20 protein-coding genes are annotated in these 24,675 nt (G+C 37.6%); 3 read left to right on the top strand and 17 right to left on the bottom strand.

Features of this window, described 5'->3' with window-relative positions; genetic code table 11:
* The first annotated feature begins 16 nt into the window (after nt 1-16).
* Nucleotides 17-1,414 carry a M949_1556 family lipoprotein gene (locus BMX24_RS13565; protein ID WP_089793574.1) on the top strand — a complete coding sequence of 466 codons (1,398 nt, stop codon included), beginning with the start codon at nt 17-19 and terminating at the stop codon, nt 1,412-1,414.
* A gap of 128 nt (nt 1,415-1,542) precedes the next feature.
* On the opposite strand, the gene BMX24_RS13560 is transcribed toward BMX24_RS13565, so the two are convergent.
* From BMX24_RS13560 to BMX24_RS13540, 5 genes are all read right to left on the bottom strand, one after another.
* Nucleotides 1,543-2,013 carry a DUF6702 family protein gene (locus BMX24_RS13560; protein ID WP_228404847.1) on the bottom strand — a complete coding sequence of 157 codons (471 nt, stop codon included), beginning with the start codon at nt 2,011-2,013 and terminating at the stop codon, nt 1,543-1,545.
* A 58-nt stretch (nt 2,014-2,071) separates the two neighbouring features.
* Complete coding sequence (locus tag BMX24_RS13555; protein ID WP_394332541.1) at nt 2,072-2,809, bottom strand: LOG family protein; 738 nt, start codon at nt 2,807-2,809, stop codon at nt 2,072-2,074.
* Between the two features lie 23 nt (nt 2,810-2,832).
* Nucleotides 2,833-3,546: a nucleotidyltransferase family protein gene (locus BMX24_RS13550; RefSeq protein ID WP_089793569.1), complete on the bottom strand. Its 714-nt coding sequence runs from the start codon at nt 3,544-3,546 to the stop codon at nt 2,833-2,835.
* A gap of 94 nt (nt 3,547-3,640) precedes the next feature.
* Nucleotides 3,641-4,057 carry a RapZ C-terminal domain-containing protein gene (locus BMX24_RS13545; protein ID WP_089793567.1) on the bottom strand — a complete coding sequence of 139 codons (417 nt, stop codon included), beginning with the start codon at nt 4,055-4,057 and terminating at the stop codon, nt 3,641-3,643.
* 244 nt (nt 4,058-4,301) lie between these two features.
* Entirely contained in the window at nt 4,302-5,321 is a 1,020-nt protein-coding gene (locus BMX24_RS13540) for an aminoglycoside phosphotransferase family protein (protein WP_089793565.1), read from the bottom strand.
* Nucleotides 5,322-5,369: 48 nt separating this feature from the next.
* On the opposite strand from BMX24_RS13540, the gene xrtF reads away from it, so the two are divergent.
* Both xrtF and BMX24_RS13530 read left to right on the top strand, forming a co-directional pair.
* On the top strand, nt 5,370-5,900 hold the full coding sequence (gene xrtF, locus BMX24_RS13535; RefSeq protein WP_089793563.1) for an exosortase family protein XrtF: 531 nt from the start codon (nt 5,370-5,372) through the stop codon (nt 5,898-5,900).
* On the top strand, nt 5,887-6,321 hold the full coding sequence (locus BMX24_RS13530; protein ID WP_089793561.1) for an exosortase F system-associated membrane protein: 435 nt from the start codon (nt 5,887-5,889) through the stop codon (nt 6,319-6,321). The genes xrtF and BMX24_RS13530 overlap by 14 nt, the downstream gene beginning before the upstream one ends.
* Nucleotides 6,322-6,533: 212 nt before the next feature.
* On the opposite strand, the gene BMX24_RS13525 is transcribed toward BMX24_RS13530, so the two are convergent.
* The 12 genes from BMX24_RS13525 to dnaB form a co-directional block, all read right to left on the bottom strand.
* Nucleotides 6,534-7,532, bottom strand: coding sequence for a cation diffusion facilitator family transporter (locus BMX24_RS13525; RefSeq protein WP_089793559.1), 999 nt, complete (start codon nt 7,530-7,532; stop codon nt 6,534-6,536).
* Nucleotides 7,533-7,586: 54 nt separating this feature from the next.
* Nucleotides 7,587-8,579: an aspartate-semialdehyde dehydrogenase gene (locus BMX24_RS13520; protein ID WP_089793557.1), complete on the bottom strand. Its 993-nt coding sequence runs from the start codon at nt 8,577-8,579 to the stop codon at nt 7,587-7,589.
* 32 nt (nt 8,580-8,611) lie between these two features.
* Entirely contained in the window at nt 8,612-9,043 is a 432-nt protein-coding gene (locus BMX24_RS13515) for a hypothetical protein (RefSeq protein WP_089793555.1), read from the bottom strand.
* Between the two features lie 90 nt (nt 9,044-9,133).
* Entirely contained in the window at nt 9,134-11,812 is a 2,679-nt protein-coding gene (locus BMX24_RS13510; protein WP_089793553.1) for a TonB-dependent receptor, read from the bottom strand.
* 210 nt (nt 11,813-12,022) lie between these two features.
* Complete coding sequence (gene nadC / locus BMX24_RS13505) at nt 12,023-12,883, bottom strand: carboxylating nicotinate-nucleotide diphosphorylase (protein ID WP_089793551.1); 861 nt, start codon at nt 12,881-12,883, stop codon at nt 12,023-12,025.
* Between the two features lie 12 nt (nt 12,884-12,895).
* Nucleotides 12,896-14,467 carry an L-aspartate oxidase gene (nadB, locus tag BMX24_RS13500; RefSeq protein WP_089793549.1) on the bottom strand — a complete coding sequence of 524 codons (1,572 nt, stop codon included), beginning with the start codon at nt 14,465-14,467 and terminating at the stop codon, nt 12,896-12,898.
* 31 nt (nt 14,468-14,498) lie between these two features.
* Complete coding sequence (locus BMX24_RS13495) at nt 14,499-15,125, bottom strand: NAD(P)H-dependent oxidoreductase (RefSeq protein WP_089793547.1); 627 nt, start codon at nt 15,123-15,125, stop codon at nt 14,499-14,501.
* A gap of 126 nt (nt 15,126-15,251) precedes the next feature.
* Nucleotides 15,252-17,249 carry a T9SS type B sorting domain-containing protein gene (locus BMX24_RS13490; RefSeq protein ID WP_089793545.1) on the bottom strand — a complete coding sequence of 666 codons (1,998 nt, stop codon included), beginning with the start codon at nt 17,247-17,249 and terminating at the stop codon, nt 15,252-15,254.
* Nucleotides 17,250-17,491: 242 nt separating this feature from the next.
* Nucleotides 17,492-19,750, bottom strand: a complete 2,259-nt coding sequence (locus BMX24_RS13485) for a T9SS type B sorting domain-containing protein (RefSeq protein ID WP_089794691.1) — start codon at nt 19,748-19,750, stop codon at nt 17,492-17,494.
* 216 nt (nt 19,751-19,966) lie between these two features.
* Nucleotides 19,967-22,219, bottom strand: a complete 2,253-nt coding sequence (locus BMX24_RS13480; RefSeq protein WP_089793543.1) for a T9SS type B sorting domain-containing protein — start codon at nt 22,217-22,219, stop codon at nt 19,967-19,969.
* A 162-nt stretch (nt 22,220-22,381) separates the two neighbouring features.
* Nucleotides 22,382-22,858, bottom strand: coding sequence for a ribonuclease HI (rnhA, locus tag BMX24_RS13475; RefSeq protein ID WP_089793540.1), 477 nt, complete (start codon nt 22,856-22,858; stop codon nt 22,382-22,384).
* 149 nt (nt 22,859-23,007) lie between these two features.
* A complete protein-coding gene (dnaB, locus tag BMX24_RS13470; protein WP_089793538.1) occupies nt 23,008-24,600 on the bottom strand; it encodes a replicative DNA helicase in 1,593 nt (530 codons plus the stop codon).
* Between the last annotated feature and the right edge of the window lie 75 nt (nt 24,601-24,675).

The following is a 24,675-nucleotide window of genomic DNA, read 5'->3' as shown; positions in this document are numbered from 1 at the left end:
AAAATAAAAAACAACAATGAATAATATCGCTAATTTTTTAAAAACGACATTTTTAGCAGTAGGAGTACTGTCTGTAGTGTCTTCTTGCGTGAAGAACGACGAGTGGGAAACACCTCCTATCGAATGTTCTAATAAATTTCCTGCGCCCAACATTTCAATGGCAGATTTTGTTGCGCAGTCTCCTGCTACAGGATTCAAATTGATTACTACAGATCAGATCTTCGACGGTTATGTTGTTTCTTCAGACGAGCAAGGTAACTTTTATAAAACGATTTCTTTTCAGGATAAAACTTCAAATCCTACTGTAGGTTTACAGATCGAAGTAGATAAGGCAAGTAATTTTGCAGACTTCCCGGTTGGGGCGCACATCAGAATTAATGCAAAAGGTCTTCGTTTAGGAACAGACAGAGGAGCTATTAAATTAGGTTCTGAAGATCCTATCTATGCCATCGGTAGAATTCCTCAGGCACTTGTAGGAAGATATATGTCTGGAGTTTGTGGCGGAAATGGTCTGGATATCCAGGCAATTGTACCAACGCCACTTGCTTCTTTGGCAGATGCGAAAAATCCTGGTCTTATCAACACATTGGTGACAGTTCCGGATGTTCAGTTCAATATTGCTGAAATTTATCCTACTGTAAAGAAATTTATCGATTATGATGCGGCAGGTCAAGGATTAGACACTGATAGAAATATCGAAGATAAATTAGGAAACGCTACGGTTATCAGAAACTCAGGATTCTTTAAAACAGGAGGTGAATTGCTGCCAACAGGAAACGGAAGCTTAACTTTTGTAGTAAGCAGATACAATACATCTTGGCAAATGCTTATCAGAAGTATTTCTGATATTAAATTTACAGGGGCTAGAGTAGATGCAACTCCGCCAAAAGGAGGTACGGCCATCACATATTCAGGGTCTTTCCTTGAAAATTTTGAAAGCTATCCTACTTCACCGGCTAACCTGGAAGTGTATCCTAAATATGTTAATGATCCGGTATTAGGAAACAGATATTGGCAGTTGAAAACTTTCAGCGGTAATAAATATATCCAATTAGGGGCAAACTCCGGTTCAGGACCTTATGTAACTTATTTTGCGGTACCGGTTGACTTTACAGCTGCTAATACATTGAAGTTTGACGTAAATGTAGGATTCTGGAACGGTAATGCTTTGAAAGTTTATTATACAACGAACTATACGCCTCTTGGAGATATTACACAAGCTACGAAGACGGATATTACATCTGCATTTACAATTCCTCAGACCCCTACAAGTGGATATGGTGTTTTAGCTCCGGCTGGAACGTATAATATTCCTGCTTCATTAACGGGGAACGGATTTATTTTATTCGAATACACCGGAAACGGAAGTGGGGTGACTACTACAATTCAGTTAGACAATATTCAGGTTCAGTAAGAACTTGAATCTTTATAAATAAATTGGCTGTCTTTCATTAGGCAGCCATTTTTGTTTTAATTAAATAAGTTTTAAATTAAACAAAAAACCACCGCCAAAGCAGTGGTTTATATTAGTATTAAATTCTTTTAAAAAGAAACTTCATTCACCTCTTTTCCCCGTTGGAAGTTCATGGTTTTCTGACTTCCTTTATACGCTATATTTACCAGATTAATCTGTTTAGGAAAAGCGCTTAGAAGAATCGTGTTCTTAATCTTTAAGGTATTGATATCCGAAACACCTCCGGCTTCGAAATATACCCATACCGTTTCTCCGCTTACCTGACTTCCCGTGAATGTTATTGTCTTCGGAGAGCCATTGACGTACACATCAAAATTATTATTTACATATTTTTTTACCTCTGCTTCGAATCCTGCTGTATTAGGATTTATTTTAATGGCATCGGAAATATGGTTTGTATTCATTTTCGTGGTGAACTTCAATGTCTTGCTTCCGTCTATATAATCCACTTTCGTCATTGAAGAGTAAAAGTCTACATACGTAAAACTCATTAACATAAAAAATGTTAAAATTCCTGATATATATAAAAATTTTTTCATTTTAAATAATAGATTTGCAATCATGCTTGTTTGTTTTAAGTCACAAATAATATGCCAATTAAAAATTAACGTTTACAGAGTACTTATCATAGAACGCTTTGATGTGTGCCACTGCCTCGTCAGCTGTGTCTACCACACGATAAAGTTCAAGATCTTCTTCGTGAATCATTTTTTCTTTAAGCAAAGTTTCTTTAAACCAATCCAAAAGACCGCTCCAAAAATCGGAGCCGACCAAAACGATCGGGAACCTTCCGATTTTGTTGGTCTGAATTAATGTTAAAGCTTCTGTAAGCTCATCCAATGTTCCGAAACCTCCCGGCATTACGACAAAACCTTGAGAATATTTCACAAACATCACTTTTCTTACAAAGAAATAATCGAAGTTCATGGAATACGATTTGTTGATGTAAGGATTAAAATGCTGTTCAAACGGCAGGTCAATATTCAACCCGATGGATTTTCCCTGTGCATTGAAAGCTCCTTTATTGCCCGCTTCCATGATTCCGGGACCGCCGCCGGTGATGATTCCAAAACCAAGATTCGTGATCTTCTCCGCGATCTCTACAGCCATTTTGTAGTATTTGCTTTGAGGCTTCAGCCTTGCAGATCCGAAAATAGAAACACAAGGTCCTATTTTTGCCAGTTTTTCGTAGCCGTCTACAAACTCAGCCATTACCTTAAATACCATCCAACTGTCTTTCGTGATGGTTTCGTCCCAGGTTTTTTGCCTTAGACTGTTTTGTAATTTTGTTTCGTTAATATCAAGTTCAGGATTTACTAAACTTTCATCCCTCATTCCTTCAATTCCCATTGCAAAAATTATTTAAAATGTTTTTCGGCTTCTGCGATAGATTCCGGTCTTCCGACATCTATCAGAATACTGTCGTGCAGAAAACCATGAATATGCTCTGTCTGCATCAGATCCAGATATTCTTCCATGACAGAAAATTTGCCTGTTCTTTTTATTTTATCAAAGATAGCGGGGTTGATACAGTGAACACCGCTGAAAGCCAATGCCTTGAATCCTTTATTAAATTCCGCAAGCCTCTGCTCACCGGTCTGTACATTCAGCCAACCTCTCAAAACCATCTCATCATTGAAAAGTAATTTTCGTGAACTTTCCCTATCTGAGACGGCTAATGTAGCAAAATCTTTTATCTTTTTATGATATTCTACAAAGTCTGTGATATTGATATTCGTTAAAATATCAGCGTTCATGATGAGAAAATCTTCCCCGTGATCAAGAAGTTTTCTGGCAAAAACCAAGCCACCGCCTGTTTCCAAGAGTTCATCCGTCTCGTCTGAGATTTCTATATGGCAGTCAAAATTATTGTTTTGCTTTAAAAAATCAACGATTTGATTTCCAAAGTGGTGAATATTTATGACGAAATCCTTTATTCCGAAACTTTTTAAATATTTAATATTTCTTTCCAAAAGGGGAACACCGTTCACCTTGGCCAGTGCTTTTGGATGATGGTCTGTAAAAGGTTTTAATCTTGTTCCTTTTCCTGCTGCGAAAATAAGAGCTTTCATATATTATGGGTAATGAATAATGGGAAATGAGTAATAATTTATGATGAAATAAATAATATAATTAACGAGGTTAAAGATATTTACTTATTGTCCATTATTGATTGCTTATGTTAAGTTGATGCTGTTCGTCGTGATGAAGGCTGATTTCAACTTTATCACCATATTTTTCCTGAATAAAATGAGCAATTTTAATTGCAGAATACACCGATCTGTGCTGTCCTCCCGTACATCCGAAATTGATCTGAAGATTTTCAAAACCTCTTTCCAGATAGTTGTCGATATTAATTGAAACTAAGCTTTTAATTAATTCTAAAAACTTTGGCATTTCAGTTTTTGTTTCCAGGTATTCCTGAACGCCGATATCATTTCCGGTCTGGATTTTATATTCTTCAATTCTTCCGGGATTCAGAATTCCGCGACAGTCAAATGTAAAACCACCTCCGTTTCCTGATTCATCTTTTGGAATTCCTCCTTTTTTGTACGAAAAACTGTGTATGTCGATGTGTAGCATTTTCTTTTATTTATTTAAATTTTGAACCATTACGTTCATTGTTTATTGTTAATTTTTTTTATCACTATTGCGATTCGCTTTGTCATTCCGTAGGAATCTCAGCATAGTTTATTTTTTTTTGTTTAAAAAGATCCTTCGACTGCTTCGCGCTCAGGATGACAGGGCGCTAATACCAGACTTTTCTTTATTAAATAAGCCCAATAAAGCAAAATTCAACCGTGTCAGTCTGAGCTTGTCGAAGACTTTAGTTATTCAAAATCTCCTCAATTTTCAACTTCGTTTTCTCCAAACTCAATTGCCGGATTACGTTTTCCAACTCTGGATACTGTTTCATATGGTCCCAATTTTGGGCAAATTCTGTAATATTTTCAATTCCTTTATTGATGCTTGCAATAAAATGTTGTTTCCTTTGAATCAATCCCCGGAATCCGTAAGCTCCCAAAACCTGCAAAAATCGCATTAGCTGAATTGGCTTAACCGAATTTTTTAGTTGAAGCTGAATGTCTTTATTTTCAAATAGATTGATATAAAAATCAAGCATTTCGTTTTTAAAATCTTCAGGGAAATTAGCTTTAGCCTGAAACAGAAAAGAAATCACGTCATAGATCAACGGCCCCTTCATTGCAGATTGATAATCGATAAATGAAACTTCATTTTTTTCGTTTACCATAATGTTTCTTGCCTGAAAATCGCGAATCATCAATCCTTTGGGTTCAAGATTTTCGATGAGGTTGACGATGTGCTTAAATTCCTTCAGAAGGGTGGATTTATGATATTCCAGTTCCAATACATCTGCCACGAAATTTTTAAAATAGTACAAATCATGCGTTACAGGCAGTTCATCATAATTTTCATATTCAAAAGTTTTGGTGAAATCTATTTTGCCTTGGGTCGTTATCTGTAATTGATAAAGTTTTTCTAATGTCTGTTTTACCAAAGATTTTACATTTTCGGATAAGCCTTCTTTTGAAATCACCTCTGAAAGTGTTTGTTTTCCCAAAAATTCCTGGATGTACATTTTTCTGTCATCGGAGATTTTGAAAATTTTGGGGGTGTTGAGGTCTAAATCTGTGAAAATTTTAGAATAATATAAAAAACTTTCGTTCTCCCGAACATTTTCATTGTAGGTAATAATATACTCTTCGTTGTCAGTTTTGGCTAAAAAATTTACCCTCGCAGAACCGCTTTGAGCTAAAATAATAAACTCAGAAGGTTTTTTATCTGAATAATTTTCAAAAAATTGTTTGGCGTTTTCAGAATTCATAGACGAAACAAATATAGTAATTTACCGTCTAATTTTTATATTTGCATTATGCTAAAGGATTTTAAACCAGTTTTAAGCATTTTATTGCGCTTCATCATCGTTTACCTGGTGTTGCTTTTTGCTTACCAGTTTTACCTGAACAGTTTTCAGAATACTGGTCTGGATCCTTTTTCGAGAATGATCGCCGAGCAGGTGCGTCATATCCAGAATTCTTTGAGCTTTCCTACCCAGCTTTACAATGATGTGAAGGGGGAACAAGTGTTTTTTTATGTGAAAACCGGCTACGCAACGAGAATGGTGGAAGGCTGTAATGCTGTTTCCGTGATGATTCTTTTTGTGGCGTTTGTTTTTGCTTTTTATAAAGGCTCAAAAACGTTTTTATTTGTATTGGCGGGGCTTGTTTTGCTTTACATTATGAATTTGCTGAGAATTGTAGGCTTAAATATCGTAATGACCGACTACAAGCAATACGGGAAGATTTCGCACGATTTTATTTTTCCGGCGATAATCTACGGAACTGTGGTTCTTCTTTGGCTGATCTGGATTAAATTTTTTGCTTTAAAACATGAAAATTCTTAGCTGGTTTTTAGTCATCATCGGGATTTTTGGGCTTATCGGTGTAAGAGCACTTGAAGACCGGATTTTCTATGATCCTTTTCTTACTTATTTTCACGAAGCTGATAAAAAATTGGCGTTCCCTTCTTTCGAATGGGGAAAATTGATACTCAATTACCTTTTCAGATTTATTTTAAATTTATTTTTTTCGTGCCTGATTATTTATTTCTGGTTTAAAAATAAGGAATGGACGATTCAGGGAGCCGTCTTAATTACGATCATTTTTGCCATCACTTTTCCGATTTATCTGTATTGTATTTATGATCAATTCGAAATTGGATATTTATTTTCTTTTTATATGAGAAGATTTGTGATTCAGCCTTTGATTTTGCTGTTGATTATTCCGATGTTTTATTATAGAAAGCAGATGAATAAACAGGCTTAACAGGTGAGTTTTTTGAAAATATAGTCTTCGACGAGCTCAGACTGACAGACAGTGATTGAATTATGTTTAAAAACTGGTAGTATTAGCGATGTCATCCTGAGCGCGAAGCAGTCGAAGGATTTTCTTATTTTGTTTTATTTAAACACGAATTCCACTAATATTTTCACAAATAACACGATTCTTTTATTAATGAAGACCATTTTAAACTTAAATTAATCGACAGTATGCTTCTGCACCCGGGTTGCATTTTCCGGAGTCCATTTAATACGTTTTACAAAATCTTTTTCCCGGACAGGGCAGTCTTTAATCTGGCAGACCGCGCAGGAAATCGGCTTGCAGTCATCCATATGAAAGTTAAACTCCACACTTCTTCTGGTATTTTTTGCTAAAAGAACGATCATTTTTTCCATTTCATTATGGGCATCGCGAAGGCTGTAATACCAAGGCAGAGTGATGTGGGCATCGATGTGCAGAGAAGCTCCAAACTGCTGGATTTTCATATTGTGAACGTCAATCCATTCCGTTCGGCGGTTTTCTTCCAGAACTTTAATAATTTGATTTAATAATTCAGGATCCTGCTCATCCATAATACCACTTAAAGATTTACGAACGATCTTGTAGCCGACAAATATGATATACACTCCAAAAATCAAAGCTACGACAGAATCCAGCCAATAAATTTTTGTAAAATAAACCACCACCAAACTTATCACCACTCCCAGCGTAGTAATCGTGTCGGATTGCAGATGCTTTCCTGATGAAATCAGAACTAATGAATTTTCATGTTCCCCTTTTTTAATGGAAATATACCCCAGCAAATAATTAATAATCGCAGTGGCAGCAATGATCCAGATTCCGATGTCAAGCTTATTTAAAACTTTGCCAGTAATTAAGCTGTTTACACCTTCATAAATGATCATCAATCCTGCGATGGCGATCAGGGCGCCTTCGATTCCCGAAGTGACAAATTCTACCTTTCCGTGTCCGTACGGGTGGTCTTCGTCTTTCGGTTTTGAAGCTAGATGTAATGAGTAAAGCCCCATGAATGCGCTAATCACATTCACAATACTTTCCATAGCATCAGAGAAAACGGCATCGGAGTTGGTGAGCTTCCACGCAACAATTTTTCCGATGAAAAGGATAATACCAAAAACGGCAATAAGCTTTTGAAAGCCCAATTTATCTTTAATTTTATTCTTTTGAAGGTTCATAGGTTTGATAAAAAAAAGAATCTCAATTCTGAGACTCTTTTTATTTTTGTTAGTTTACACTAAGTTATTTGCTACGATGTATTCTGCGATCTGTACGGCATTGGTAGCGGCTCCTTTTCGCAGATTGTCTGCCACAATCCAAAGATTCAGGGTCTTCGGCTGTGAAAGATCTCGTCTTATCCTTCCGACGAAAACTTCGTCCTTCCCTTCTGAGTACAGCGGCATTGGATATTCGTTGTTTTTTACGTTGTCCATCACCACAACTCCCGGAGTTTCTGATAAGATTTTTCTTACTTCATCAAGGTCGAATTCGTTTTCAAACTCGATGTTTACACTTTCAGAATGCCCTCCCTGTACGGGAACTCTTACTGCAGTGGCTGTTAAATTAAATGTATCATCACCTAAAATTTTCTTAGGCTCTTTCATTAATTTAATTTCTTCTTTCGTATAATCATCATCCGCAAAAACGTCGCAGTGCGGCAATGCATTTTTGAAGATTTGATAAGGATAAACTTTTGCAATAGAATCGTCTCCCGTGATCTCTGAATTTAATTGGTCAACCGCTGCTTTACCGGTTCCAGTTACGGATTGGTAAGTAGAAACGATTACTCTTTTCAGATCATATTTTTTGTTTAAAGGCCCTAAAACCATTACTAATTGAATCGTTGAACAGTTCGGATTTGCAATGATCTTGTCTTCTTTTGTTAAAACATCCGCATTGATTTCCGGAACGACTAATTTCTTGCTTGGATCCATTCTCCATGCCGATGAATTGTCGATTACGGTTGTTCCTACTTCAGCAAAAAGCGGAGCAAACTCAAGAGAAGTACCACCACCAGCTGAAAAAATGGCAATATCCGGTTTGGCAGCTATAGCGTCTTTCATGCTTACAATCGTAAATTCTTCCTGTTTATACTTCACCTTCTTACCAATAGATCTTTCCGATGCTACCGGAATTAACTCGGTGATAGGGAAGTTCCTTTCTTCCAGAACTTTCAGCATAACTTGTCCAACCATTCCTGTTGAACCTACTACAGCTACTTTCATTGATTTAATTAAAATTGTTTAAGTTAATATATTTATGCCCCGAAGACTCTGGCCCACGGGAACGCGAATGCGAATAAACCTACTGCAATTAATCCCATAATTACAATTCCTAAAGAAATGGTAGGATTGGTTTTTACTTTTTTGTTGATGATGGTCATTAAAACAGCCGCGATCAACATTGAAAATGGATGTTCTACATATTGAAATCTTAAGTCTGCATTTTTCATTATTGAACCCATATCCATCCCTTTCGAGAAATTAATGATCAACATAACGACTCCCAATAAAAACTGAACATGGAAGAAGATCATTGTGAAAAGTGTAGTTTTCTTTAAGAAATTATTCACTTTACCACTGTATCCGAACATGGTAGCCAAAAGCGCAATAACAAATAATGTCACTAAAAGAATTTCTAAATAACCAAATCCTTTGTGAGCATTAAGCAAAATGTTGTAAAAATCCATAATTCTATTTTTTCTATTTTCTAGTTCACAAATATAGCAAAAATCCCGGCGAAAAGCCGGGATTGATATTTATAAAATCTAATGTTTTTATTAGAAGTTGAATGATAATGTTGCAGACCATGTTCTACCGTAACCGAAGTAAACCTGGTTTTGCTGGCTTACACCATTCCAGTTTCCTGCTGCTTGGTAAGTTGCATAATTTGTATCAACTTGAGCCGGAGTTAGGGTTGGGTTAACAGCTGCGTATTCAGATTTTGTAAGGTTTGCGTGGATGTTTGTGTTAGATTCAGCGATATAAGTTTTGTCTAACACGTTGTAAACATTACCTCTGATTGTAAAGAACTGTTTAGGATTGTTTAACTTAATTTTAAATGAAATTCCTAAATCAACTAATCCGTAAGATGGTAATTCTAAAGCACCTCTATCTGCTGAAGCTTGATTCGTAAAGTTAAGAAGGTTTAGGTTAGCATAAAGATTTTTAATTCCTCTATATGTTCCGTCAAATGAGAACCAATCTGTTGGCTTGAATGTAAATCCTACTGCTGCAGAGGTTTGAGCGGCACCACCTACTTTTACTTTATCTAAATATAGAGTTTGTGAATCAGCGCCGATTTGTTCGTTAGTTTCAGAGAAGATATTTCCTTGAGCGTTTCCTTTGTAATACCAGTCACCAACTGACAACATACCATATACACTGATCATTTTGTGAACATTTGCAGTTGCTTCAACTTCTACCCCCTGGTGAATTTCTGTAATTCCCTGAAGGTTTGCATAAGCCGTATTTGTTGTAATGTTTGTACTAGGGTTAGTAGGATCAGGATAAGTAACTGTTAGGTTACCTCTTCTTAAGAATCTGTCTTTCCACTCAGTTCTGTAAAGGTTAACATTTGCTGTGAAAATTCCGGATCTGAATCCGTATCCAGCCTCGATTCCAAAAATTTTCTCGTTAGTTAAATTCGGGTTAAGGTAGTTTTTGTTGTTTGGATAAACCGCATTTAAAAAAGGCTGTTTAGAGTAGTATCCAATATTTGCGAAAACGTTGTGGTGATCATTAATGTTATAGTTAGCACCAGCTTTAACGTTATATCCTAAAATATCCTTGAAACCTGTTTTTTCGTTCAATACAGGATTTGTTGCTGTAGGTTGAGCTACAGTACCTCCGGCTGTATTGATGAAGCCAGCTTGTTGTCCATTTAATAATGTAACACCATCAATGATGAAGTGGTCAATTCTTTGGAATGACTGATTAGAAAGAGCTCCTGAAACGAATGCTGATAATTTATCATTAGTATATTCCAACTGACCAAAACCTCCGTACCATAAAACTTCTCCATCATTATTGTAAGCAATCATATCATCCTGATTGTTCAATTTTCCACCAAAAGGATTCCAGTTAGGATTAGGTGCAAAAACATTAGAAACAACTCTTGGAGTTACTGTATATAAATTACCTGGAGCTGTATAGAAGTTTTTATTTGTAATATCCTTATATCCGGAAGCTCCATATAGATCAGAAATTACCTGATAGTGATAACCATAATAATATCTGTCATCCGTACCAATTGTGAAGTTTAAATTATCGTTGATTTTGTGATTAAAACTAACAATTGCACCAAACCAGTTGTGAGAGTTGATTGAAGATCTTCTTACCAAAGTACTTCCTGCAGCAGCTGAGTTTACATTTACAGCACTATTCGCAGCAAAAATTGCATCGTAATCTACTTGTCCGTTTACGTCTACATAGCCTGATACAAATTTGTTTCCAACTCTACCAACATCCCCTGTTCCACCACCTCTACCAAAAGAAGCATATACTACAGAGTTTAATTTAGATTTTGAACTGATATTCCAATCCCAGTTTAATGACATTACCGGTTTGTGGTAGTAGTTTACTCTGTTTGATAAAACTTCTCCATTTCTCCATCCCCAGTCCGGGTTATATCTTCTGTCTGGAGTTCCGTCCTGATCTTCGTTGTATCTGATATAGTTTTGGATTGTGCTATATGAGGATCTTTGGTTGTGCCATTGTGGAGCCCCTGTTATAGTAAACTGTAAATCGTGTTTTTTATTAGGTTGGTATCCCAATGCGAAATAATAGTTATATCCTTCGAATTGAGTTCCATCTGCATACATTGATCCTGCAGTTCTGCTCATTAAGAATGAAGAAGACCATCCTTTTGCAGACTTACCTGTATTGTAAGCGAATAAAGTTTTAAAATAATCATCATTACCTAATCCTAAAGATACAATACCACCTTGTTTTTTATCAGCGGCTCTTGTTAATACGTTAATTGTACCACCTACAGAAGCAATTGCTAATTTTGAAGAACCAAGACCTCTTTGTACCTGCATTGCAGATGTTACATCAGAAAGTCCAGACCAGTTTGACCAATAAACTGCACCGTTTTCCATGTCATTTACAGGAACACCATTTACCATTACGGCAATGTTTTCCTGAGCGAAACCACGGATATTGATTTTTGAGTCACCAAAACCACCTCCTGCCTTCGTTGCATAAACGGATGGTGTAGTGTTCAAAATTTCAGGAAACTCCTGGTTTCCTAATCTTTCAACAATTTGTGCTTCTTTAATTGTTGAAACTGCAACAGGAGTCTTTCTATCTTTAGCGATATCTGCAACACCTGTTAATACTACCTCTTCAATGTCTTTAGATTTCGATGCCGTATCCTGAACTTGTTGAGCATAATAAACGCTAGCTGTAGATAAGGTAATTATCGCAGTTAGCATTGATTTGTTGATTAATTTCATAATCGTTAGTAATAGTTAGATTTAAATTTTATGCAAAAATCGGGAAATAAAATTTAACTAATATTAACTGTATGTTAATTTTTAACGAATCTTAATAAGGTTTAAAGTGTTGATTTTCAATTTTATAAATAAAAATTGAATTTCTGTATGAAAAAAATCATATTATTGAATTTTTAACAAATCAAGGCTATTTTTGTTAAAAATTCAACGCTATTTCACGGCTTTGAGACTCAAATCCATATTCTCGGCAGAGTGCGTCAATGCACCCGCAGAGATGTAGGTAACACCTGTAGAAGCGATTTCTTTCAGCTGTTCACGGGTTATTCCGCCGGATGCTTCGGTTTCACAAATCCCATTGATCATCTTTACGGCTTGCTTCATTGTTTTAACATCCATATTATCAAGCATAATCCTGTCGACTTTTGCTTTGATGGCTTCCTGAACTTCTTCAAGGTTTCTCGTTTCAACCTCTATTTTTAATTTCTTTTTGTTCTTTTTAATATAATCTTTAGCCATTTTCACAGCATTGGTGATGCTTCCGTTGTAGTCGATGTGGTTGTCTTTCAGCATGATCATGTCGTAAAGTCCATATCTGTGGTTGGTTCCGCCGCCGATTGCTACCGCCCATTTTTCACAAACTCTAAAATTCGGAGTGGTTTTTCTGGTATCTAAAAGCTTCGTTTTAGTTCCGATCAATCTGGAATCCCAGTCGTGGGTGAGCGTCGCAATTCCGCTCATTCTCTGCATGCAGTTCAGAACAAGCCTTTCTGTTGAGAGGATAGATCGCGCACTTCCGGTTACGATAAAAGCTACATCACCAACTTTTACGGCATCACCGTCTTTTACGAAAGTTTCAACTTTTAAGTTTTTATCAAAAGTTTTAAAGATAATTTCTGCCAATTCCACGCCGGCAAGGATACAGTTTTGTTTTACCAACAGTTTAGCACTCTGCACCAGATCTTTCGGAATCGTAGAAAGCGTAGAATGGTCGCCATCCTGGATGTCTTCTTCTAAAGCGTTTTTGATGAATTGTTTTAAAACTTTATCTGTAACGTATGCTGGTCTTTTCATTTTGTATGCTTTTTAAGCTAAATCTTTATTATAAAACGCCCCCTTATTCTCAGTCATTTCCATAGATTGTGTAATGATGAGGTGGGCAACGGTTGTTAAATTCCTTAATTCCGATAGCTGTGGCGAAAGAATAGAGTAGTGGTAAATCTCATCCACGGCGGCGGCGATTTCCTGGTGTTTTTGTAAAGCCATGTTCAAACGGCGGTTGCTTCTTACAATTCCCACAAGATCACTCATCATTTCCTGAAGCTGTTTCCTTAAATAAGAGACAATCACCATCTCGTCCATGATTTTCATTCCTTCTTCGTCCCATTCCGGAACTGCTTTCAAGTCGTCGAAATTAAAATTATTTTCATTTAATAAATCAACGGTTTTCATGGCAGCATTATGCCCGAAAACGAGGCCTTCCAATAAGGAATTTGATGCCAGTCTGTTTGCTCCGTGAAGCCCGGAATTGGTGCATTCGCCCACTCCGAAAAGGTTTCTGATGGAAGACTGCCCGTCGCTGTCCACTTCAATGCCGCCCATTAAATAATGACAAGCCGGAACAACGGGAATTAGCTGTGTGAAAGGGTCAATCCCTTCATCTTTGCATTTTTTATAGATATTCGGGAAATGTTCAAGGAATTTGTCATGATTCATTTCGCGGCAGTCTAGTCCTACATATTCATCCCCGGTGATTTTCATTTCTGCATCAATGGCTCTTGCAACGATGTCTCTGGAGGCCAGCTCTTCCCGTTCATCATATTTATGCATGAATTTTTCGCCTCTTTTTGTTCTTAATTTTGCCCCGTCTCCGCGAACAGCTTCTGAAATTAAGAATAACATTCCATCCATCTTGCTGTACAAAGCCGTCGGATGAAACTGGTAATACTGCATATTGGAAACTTTTCCTTTTGCTCTTGCCACAAAAGCGATTCCGTCGCCTGTTGCAATCGTTGGGTTGGTGGTATTTTTATAAACGTGACCTGCTCCGCCTGTTGCTACCAATGTTATTTTAGAAGTAATTTTTTTAATTTTCTTGGATTTTTCATCTAAGATATACGCTCCATAGCAATGGATGTCACCTTCGTTCAGCTCTTTTCCCGGAACGTGGTGCTGTGTAATGATATCGATTACATAATGATGATCAAGAATTTCAATATTCGGACTGTTTTTTGCGGTTTCCAATAAAGCTCTTTCTATCTCAAACCCGGTGATATCTTTGTGATGTACAATTCTGTTTTCGGTATGTCCGCCTTCTCTTCCCAGTGCAAATTCTCCATTTTTCATGTCAAAATTTGCGCCCCATTCTACAATTTCTTTGAATCTTTTGGGAGCTTCGGTTACCACCATTTTTACGATATCACGTTTGTTTTCGCCGTCTCCGGCACGCATGGTGTCTTCGATATGTTTGTCGAAATTATCATTTTTAGAATCTGTAACTACGGCAAGACCACCTTGTGCATATTTGGTATTGCTTTCGTCTTCATCAGATTTTGTTACGATGATTATTTTGGCATCAGGAAGCTGCTCAGAAACCTTAATGGCGTAAGAAAGTCCCGAAATACCGGAACCAATTACTAATACATCCGCTTTTATCATTATACTTACTTTAGGTCAATCGTCTAAACAATTAAATAAATTTAAACAATTTTTCGTTTGGTTTTCTTACTTTTTTCATATGCTGGAAATAATCTTCTTCCGATCGGTAGCCCAAAGCAAGGGTAACGGTTACTTTTTCGGTTTCAGGGTTTACATCTAGAATTTCTTCGATAAGCTCCTGTCGGAAACCTTCCATCGGGCATGAGTCTACATTTTCTATCGCTGCAGCATACATGAGATTCGCCAGAACTATATAGGATTGTTTTTCTGCCCAATTGAAAATTTCATCTTGCGTTTTTTGACTGATATGTTGATTGATGCTGTTTCTGAAAAGTTCAAGTTTTTCCAGAGGAGTTTCCCTGACCTCGGAAATATGCCTGAAATATCCGTTGACATAGTTCTCGTCAAGTGTTTTTTTTGAAATAATAACAATGAGATGAGAACAGGTGGAAATCTGTGACGGATTGTAAAAAGCGGGAATTAATTTTTGCTTCATTTCCTCACTTTCCACGACCAGAATTTTATAAGGCTGAAGACCCAGAGAGCTTGCAGATAACTTCCCTGATTCAAGAATATTGAAAAGTTTTTCTTGAGGGATGATTTCTTTATTAAATTTTTTCACAGAATATCTTCTGCTTAAAGCCTCTAAATAATTCATATGACAAATTTAAGAATTGAATGTGAATTAAATTAGTTTAAAACGAAATATCTCATTCTAAATTAGGACCAAAAAAAGACCGCTCCAAAAAAATGAAGCGGTCTTTATAATAGAATGATGTTTTTATTAATCTCTGTTTTTCACCAACACCCATCCTGAATATTTGATAGGGGTGTTTTTCTTGTCATTTTCGTTCCATGAAACAGAATACCAGTAGCTTCCTGTCGGAACTTTTCTTCCGCCTACTGTTCCATCCCATCTGTATTTCGTTGATTTGTCTGCACGGTGAATCTGTGCTCCATATCTGTCAAATACATTGAAAACAAGATTTTGCTTGCCTGCCAATGCCGAGTAATCGATACCGTCGTTGATTCCGTCTCCGTTTGGAGTAATTACGTTAATCAAATTCGGAACTACGATTGTAAAGTCGATAGGTTCGCAGTCATAAGCATCTTTTACATAAATTTTAGTATCTCCTCTTGCAACATTTTTGAATTCATTAGAATCCTGCCAGTTGATACCATCCAGTGAATATTGGTAAGGTGCTGTTCCGCCCACTGCGTAAACGGTAACTGTAGTGCTGGAAATATCAATGCTTGAAATGACAGGTTGTTCCGAAGCGTACACTTTTACCGTTTGTGTGGCCACACATTCTCCTGATTTCAATTTCACCCAATATGTCCCTACTCCCACATCATTGATGGTTTGAGTAGTGGCACCAGTGCTCCATTCATAGCCAGTAAATCCTGGTCCTGCATCCAGTGTTGTTTTGTCTTCAATACAAATAATTTTATCTTCTAAAATTTTTGAGAAAACCGGTGGAATCACCTCCAACGTAACTTTTGCGATGTCGTAACAGCCGAAAGAGTTTGTTACTTTAATATACACCACTCCGTTCGGAGCAATATAGTTGTTTGGATTTGCGATAGGGTTGGTTCCATTCTGAGCATCTGTTAGTGATGGGAAATAAGTTTTAGTAATACCCGTAGATGTACCTATTACCGGTGCTGTCGTAAGATTGAATAAACCTGTTGAAGGCTTGGTTTCAATAAAACAAGTTCGTAAAGAAGCGTCTGTGGCGGTAACTGTTGGAGCAACTTTTAATGTGATCGTTGCATCATTATTGTCACATAATACCGACGAAGGATCTTTAATCACTACAGAAATATTGGTATCCGAATTATACTGGAAATTTGTTGGATTGGCAATCGGAGTTCCGCTTCCTGTAATATAATAAGTGAAATTATAATTACTTGGAGTAGCCGTAAGCTGAGAGTTGAATGTCGTTAAATCAACCGTTGACATACCCGCCAAGTCCGGACAGATCGATTTTGTAATCGCACTTTCTAGCAAAGGAATTTTATCAACAAAAACTTTTACGTTTTTAATTGAATGTCTTGATCTTGCACCACCTGTAGACGCTGAAAACCCGAAATATCCTACTGTCATTGCAGCTGCAGCACCGGAAGGTGCAAAAGACTGATTACAGATTACTGTACCATTAATGGTAATTTTTACAATCCAGTTCGCAGGGGCAGCAGGATCTACTTCTGCAGTCACTTCAACGTGTTTATAAGCCGATCCCTGGAACGGTAACGTTGAATTAAGGTCCGGAGAGTGAAAAGAACTTCCCGGAATATTGAAGAATTCCACATTGTTGGTATCGGTTGTGTTTTGCACCTGCCCGTAAGCAACGTGTACTTTACTCATACCCGTGCTTCCCGTAGCATTGTTGTAAGTATCGAAGCCTACGATGAAACCGATTGCATTCTGTGAAACTCCGATCCCGGAGCCTAATACGCTGGCAACCGGTGGATTAGCTAAATACCAGAACGCAATACCATCACCATTATAAGTCTGGCTGGAATCCATTCTGAAGTCAAATTCTATCCTCCATTTGTCGCAATACTTTAGGTTGATTGGCTCATTGAGTCGGATAGATCCGGAATTATCATTCACGTCCGGGGTAAGCTGCACGAAATCTCCACTTACCACAGTAGGGCCTACCATCGTCCATCCTGTAGTGTTTACGGGATTTCCGGCGAGCTGATAAGTTTGGGAGAAAAGCTGCTTAGGCAGACAGAATAATAAGATGAAAAATAAAAAGGGTAGTTTTTTTTCCATATACGAGAGTTTATTAGTTTTAGACTTTGTAAATATAATTAATTTTCATTGATTAATGACCAGTTGTTTTATAGTTTTATGTATTGATTTGTTAAATTTGTTTAATGAATAGAATAAATATCAGAAAATTTTACTTTTTTGAAGTTTATGACTCAGATCATAAATGCTTTATTGATCACAAAAAAAGAACACTCCGAATATTTTTTGGAGTGTTCTTTTCTATATAGGATGGGAATTGATCTTTAGTCTCGATTTTTAACAAGAATCCAGCCGGAATATTTGATTGGCGTGTTTTTCTTATCATTTTCATTCCACGAAACAGAGTACCAATAGTTTCCTGTAGGAACTTTTCTTCCTGCTACGGTTCCGTCCCATCTGTATTTGTTGGATTTGTCAGCCTGATGAATTTTTGCACCGTATCTGTCAAATACATTAAATACAAGATTTTGCTTCCCTGCCAACGCAGAATAATCAATCACGTCGTTGATTCCGTCTCCGTTTGGAGTAATGACATTAATTAAATTCGGAACTACAATAGAAATATCAATCGGTTCACAGTCATAAGCATCTTTCACATAAATTTTAGCATCTCCCCTCGGAACATTTTTAAATTCATTTGAAACCTGCCAGTTAATGCCATCCATTGAGTATTGATATGGCGCAGTTCCTCCCGTTACATATACCGTAACTGTCGTATTTGAAATATCAACATTCGTTATTACAGGTTGTTCGGAAGGATAAACTTTTACCGTTTGTGTAGCAACACATTCTCCGGTTTTTAATTTTACCCAATATGTCCCAACCGTTACATTATTAATGGCCTGAGTGGTTGCTCCGGTGCTCCATTCATAACTTGTAAATCCTGGTCCTGCATCCAGAGTTGTTTTATCCTCGATACAAATGATCTTGTCTTGTAAAACATTTGAAAATACTTGTGCAATTACAATTAAATTAACTTTTGCGATGGCATAACAACCATTAGCATTGGTCACCTTAATATAAACGACTCCGTTTGGAGAAATGTAGGTCGTCGGATTCAATATTTCATTGGTTCCGTTTGCAGCATCAGTTGCCGACGGATAATATTTTTTAGTCGCGGATTGTGTAGTTACTGCTGCCAAAGTAAGGTTGAATGAAGCCATTGACGGATTACTTTCAATAGAACATGACCTTAAAGTTGCTTCCTGCACCGTAACTTCCGGATATAAAGCAAGGGTTACTGCCGCTGCATCCGTACAGCCTTGCGGTGTAGTTACTTTGCAATAAAGTGTCGCTGCTGGTGAAAGATATGCTGTAGGGTTTGTTATCTGATTAAGATTATTATTCAGGTCGTACATGGTGTTGTAGAACTGTTTGGTAACGCCCGGAACTGTCGAGACGGCAGCTGTGGTGAGATCAAATATTGCGCCTCCTGCATTATTGTTGTTACATCCTGTGAGCGTTGCATCAGTGGCTTCAAAAGGAGTTGGGTTTAATACAATTTGCCCGTCCCCGTTATCACATAATGTGGATGAAGGATCCTGTACAACTACCGAAATATTTACCGGACCTGAATATTGATAATTTGAAGGATTGGTAATAGGTGTTCCGCCGGGACCAAAATAACTAAAGATATAATTAGCCGGATTGGTTACAAACTGATTTTGAAAAGATGTTAAATCCACAGTTCCGTTTCCTGTTGCCGGATTTACACAGACAAAAGGCGTAACAGTATTTGTTAAAATCGGAACTTTATCAATATAAATTTTAGCATTTTTAATAGAATGTCTTGCACTGGCTCCTCCTGTTGCTGCAGAAAATCCAAAGTATCCCGTCGTCATACCGATTGCTCCGCCTGAAGGTGCAAAAGACTGATCCACAATCAGAACGCCATCAAGTCGGATTTTTATGATCCAGTTGGCCGGGTTTGTAAGATCAGTTTCTCCGTTTACTTCAACGTGCTTGTAAGTCGGGCCTACAAACGGCTGGGTAGGATTCAGGTCTGGTGAGTGAAAGGTGCTTCCCGGAGTATTATTATACTCGATATTATTGTTTCCAACTGGCAAATTGTTAGTTCCGTACAAAAGGTGGATTTTACTCATTTGTCCCTCTGTGGTATTGTTAAAAATATCAAAACCAACCATCAATCCGTTAGCATTTGCAGGAATTCCTAATCCTCCTCCGGAAACAAAGCCTGTTGGCGGATTGGCAAGGTACCAGAATGTAAATCCGTCACCTCTTCCGAATTGCGTGGTTCCGTTTCCATCGATCCTGAAATCGAATTCCACTTTCCATTTGTCACAATATTTAAGGTTAATAGGAGTCGAAAGCTTTATAGCTCCGTACTGATTTCCAATATCCTGGGTAAGCTGTATAAAATCTCCGCTCACTGTCGCACTAGATACAAGATCCCATCCGGTTGTGTTCACCGGATTCCCTGCGAGCTGATAGGTCTGGGAGGATAATCTTCCGGATACAGAGACGAAAATAATAAAAAGACAATAGAGTAAATTTTTTTTCATCTGAAGCAAATTGGTTGAGTTCATTAGTTTGTAAAGATATTGAATTTTATGTATTTTTTGATTATTATTTGTTAAATGGGTGGTTAGTTTTATTAATTAAATAATAAAAATTAAAAAATATAATTAAAGCAATAATTTTAATTTAAAAATATCTATTAAAGTATTAATTGAATAAAAAAAGATCACTTCATAATTGAAGTGATCTTTGGGGTGAAATTATTCCCTATTTTTTACCAATACCCAGCCGTTGTAGGTTGTTTGCGTATTGTTTTTGTCATTTTCGTTCCATGTGATGGTGTACCAGTAGGTTCCGGTCACTACTTTTTTGCCTCCGGCAGTTCCATCCCACTTATAGTTTCGCAATTTGTTTGCTTCATACAGCTTGTTTCCGTATCTGTCATAGATGGTGAAAACCAGATTTTTTTTGTACGCTAAAGCTGAATAATCAATTACGTCATTTAAATTGTCTCCGTTTGGTGTGATGGCATTGATCAGATTCGGTACAGTGATTTGTACATGAATCGGCTCACAATTGTAAGAATCTCTTACATACACCACCACTTCACCTCTCTGAAGACCGGTGAACACATTAGAATCCTGCCAGTTGATTCCGTCCAGAGAGTATTGATATGGAGCTTTTCCTCCGTTTACATTTACCGTAATCGTGTTATTGGTAATATCAATAGTAGAAATCACAGGTTGTGGTGCCGGATTTACTTTTACAATCTGTCTGGCTGTACATTTTCCTGTTTTCAGCTGTACCCAGTAAAGCCCTACCGGAACTCCCTGAATCGATTGCGTTGTGTCTCCAGTGCTCCACAAATAACTGTCGAAGCCAGGTCCCGCATCAAGAGTGGTTCTTGAGTCGATACAGATTGTTTTATCTTTTAATATAGTAGAATAAACTGGCTCTAAAACTTTCAGATTAATTTTAGCAATCATAAAACATCCCGCAACATTTGTGATTTTTACATAAACCACCCCCGTTGTCGTAATGTAATTTGTTGTTGGTCCAATAGGATTGGTTCCTGCTAAAGCGTCAGCTAAAGTTTTATAATATACTTTAGTAATTGATTGTGCAGATGTTACATTAGCTTGTGTTAAATCAAATGAAGCTGTATTAGGTGCACTTTCAATAAAGCAAGATTCTAAAGCAGCATCAGTTGTAGGAATTTGTGGGAAATATGCCAAAGTAATTGGTGCAGAGCCCGTACATCCAAGAGGAGTTGTTACTTTTACATAAACGGTTCCTGCTGGAGACACATAATTCATAAAATTGGTAATTGGGTTAGTTCCCGCATTCAGATCCGCCATTGTTTTATAATATACCTTAGTCGAACCAGACGGTTCACCTACATTGGCAAGTGTTAAATTATATGTTGCCGATCCTACATTATTATTGTTACATGCGGTAAGCGTCGCCGGTGTTGCCGTAAATGGTGAAAGGTTTAATTGGATCTTCCCGTCAGGATTATCGCAAAGAACTCCGGAATTATCTCTAATCAATACAGAAACTGTAGTGCTTGCACTGAACTGATAGTTTGTAGGGTTGGTAATCGGTGTACCTGAAACACTGTAAGAGAATGTATAATTGCTCGGGTTAGCTACAAATTGATTCTGATACGAAGTTAAGTTTACTGTTCCTTGTCCTGTTGTAGGATTAGGGCAGAAAGTATCCGTTACTGTCGGCGTGTTGATCGCTACTTTATCTACATAAACTTTTACGTTTTTAATAGAATGTCTCGACCTGTTTCCTCCTGTAGAAGCAGAAAATCCGAAATATCCCACCGTCATTGATGCAGCAGCACCTGATGGTGCAAACGATTGATTACAGATTACATTGCCATCAATCATAATTTTTATAATCCAGTTGGCCGGAGCGGCAGGATCTACCTGAGATGTTACTTCAACGTGTTTGAAGGTCGCTCCCTGAAAAGGCAGTGTTGTATTCATATCCGGTGAGTGGAAAGAACTTCCGGGTACGTTGAAAAACTCTACATTATTAGTGTCTGTTGTATTTTGAATCAATCCGTAGCCAACATGTACCTTGCTCATTACAGCTGTAGTCGTGTTGTTATAAGTATCAAATCCTACAACCAGGCCCACTGCATTCTGAGATACTCCAAGGCCGGAACCTAATACACTGGCTACCGGCGGATTGGCAAGATACCAGAAGGCAATACCATCTCCATTAGCGGTTTGGTTAGAATCCATTCTGAAATCAAATTCCACTTTCCACTTATCACAGTATTTTAAGTTGATAGGATCATTCAGTCTGATAGATCCGGATTGGTTATTCGTATCAGGAGTAAGCTGGACAAAATCGGTATTAACTACCGTGGGAGAAACCATAGTCCATCCAGTTGTATTTACCGGATTTCCAGAGAGTTGATATGTTTGGGAAGTAAAATGCTGTGGAAGGCACAACAATAGGATTAATAAAAAAAGGAAGTAGTTGTTTCTATTCATTTATTGGTACACTTAAAATTAGACGCGTAAAGATATTAATTCCTAACCAATTAATATGTATTTAATATTAATTTTACCACAAATGATGCTTATTTTGTAAGAAATGATAAGTTAAGCATTGAAATGATGAAAAGTTTTAATCTAAATTGGTTTCGTTATAAATTAAAATAATGAATTATTTTCAAGATTTTCAAAATACGTGTCAATTTCAAGATTGGGAGAGCTGGCAGCGGCAACGGCAAGTTTATCGCACAATTCATTTTCAAAATGTCCCGCATGCCCCTTTACCCAGTGCATTTTGGGCTTGTGAATGTTGTATAAAGCTGCAAATTTTTGCCACAGATCAGGGTTTTTTACATTTTTCCAGCCTCTTTTGATCCATCCGGAAAGCCAGTCCTGATTGATGGCATCTGCAACATATTTGCTGTCAGTATAAATATGAATGTCGTTATCCGGAGATTTCAGTTTTTCTAAAGCTGTAACTACCGCCAGAAGTTCCATCCGGTTGTTGGTGGTTTTTCTGAAGCCTTTGGAAAACGTTTTCTGGTATTTTTTTTCAGGAACACGCATGAGAATTCCATATCCGCCTTTTCCGGGATTTCCGCTGCAAGCTCCGTCGGTGTATATTTCTATTCTCAAATTGTATTTAATTGAAATTATTTAAACTTAAAGTTATAAAGATTTATTAATTTAGTAGAGATGTCATCCTGAGCTAGGATCTTTTATATAATCAAGGCTTCGAGAGCCTCAGCCTGACACCGCGGGCAATCTCTTTTTAAAATTAATAATTAAAAAGGAAAATCATCTTCATCATCAAAATCGTTCATTGAAGATCCTGAAAGTTTTGAGCTGTCCGGAAGGTCAAACGCTGCACCCGGCTGAATGGTCGTTTTAATTTTATCAAAACCACTTTGCTCTTTGGATCCGAAGTTCGAAGGATATCCTCCGGCGCTTCCTCCATCTAAAGCCGCTTCAATATCACCGAATTTAGCAAAATGCTTTAAGAATGATAAACGGACATCGGCTGTAGCACCATTCCTGTGTTTTGCGATGATTAATTCGGCCTGGTTTTCCGTTGAAGTTTCCTGTCCTTCTTCGTCATTATCCCAAACGGTAATTTTATAGTATTCCGGTCTGAAGATGAAAGATACAATATCCGCATCCTGCTCAATTGCTCCGGATTCCCTCAAATCTGAAAGCTGAGGTCTTTTTCCAGGACGGGTTTCCACACTACGCGAAAGCTGGGAAAGTGCAATTACCGGAACGTTCAATTCTTTTGCGATTGCCTTTAGGGAACGGGAAATCATGGAAATTTCCTGTTCACGGTTTCCGACACCTTTTCCACCGCCTCCTGCAGTCATCAGCTGAAGGTAGTCGACCATGATGAGTCGTACACCATGCTGCATTACCAGTCTTCGGCATTTTGCACGGAAGTCGAATATAGATAGGGAAGGAGTTTCGTCAATATATAAAGGCGCATTTTCCAGTTCTGATACGTTCGAGAATAGTCTTTGCCATTCATCGTCGTCCAAAGTTCCTTTTCTTAATTTTTCGGATGAAATTCTTGTTTCGGAAGCAATCATCCTGGTGATAAGCTGTACCGAAGCCATCTCAAGAGAGAACAGAGCCATCGGAATTTTGTGACCCACTGCAATATTTCTCGCCATGGAAAGCAGGAACGCCGTTTTCCCCATCGCCGGACGTGCCGCGATAATGATAAGGTCGGAGTTTTGCCAGCCACCGGTTTCTTTATCCACATCCCTGAAACCTGAAGGTACTCCGGAAAGTCCTTGCTTGTCTTTCAGAGATTTGATGGTGTCAATGGCCTGTTTTACTAATGAATTGGCCGTGTCAAAACCTTTTTTAATGGTTCCGTTCGTGATTTCAAAAAATGACTGTTCCGCTTTATCTAAAAGTTCAAAAACGTCTGTTGATTCTTTATAGGCCGCGTCAATCACATTTGCGGAAACATTAATTAAGCTTCTTAAAATATATTTTTCCAGAATGACACGAACGTGATATTCGATGTGGGCAGAAGAACTTACCCCCAGCGTAAGATCAATGATATAGCTGTCACCACCTGCAAGGCTTAATTTTCCCTCTTTCTTCAGATCCTGAATGATGGTCATTAAATCCACAGGCTGGTTACCTTCGTACAGTTTTAAAATAGTAGAAAAAATTACAGTATGTCTCGGGTCATAGAAAACCTCCGGTGTAAGCAAATCAATAGAGTGATCGAGCCCCTTTTTGTCAATCAAAAAAGTACCGATTACCAGTCTCTCGAAATCCACTGCATTTGGAGGCATTTTTCCATCAGCAATTGACAGCTCTTTCGCGAAGTTCCCGTTCGTCAAAGAAGATAATGTTTCTTTCTGCGCCATAGTTCTGCAAAGATAGTTTTTTTGAAAAGTAATAAAAAAATAGTAACTAATATTTTACTGTTGATAAGTCTAAAA

Source organism: Chryseobacterium wanjuense (assembly GCF_900111495.1).
Taxonomy (GTDB): domain Bacteria; phylum Bacteroidota; class Bacteroidia; order Flavobacteriales; family Weeksellaceae; genus Chryseobacterium; species Chryseobacterium wanjuense.
This window is presented reverse-complemented; position numbering and strand designations above follow the sequence as displayed.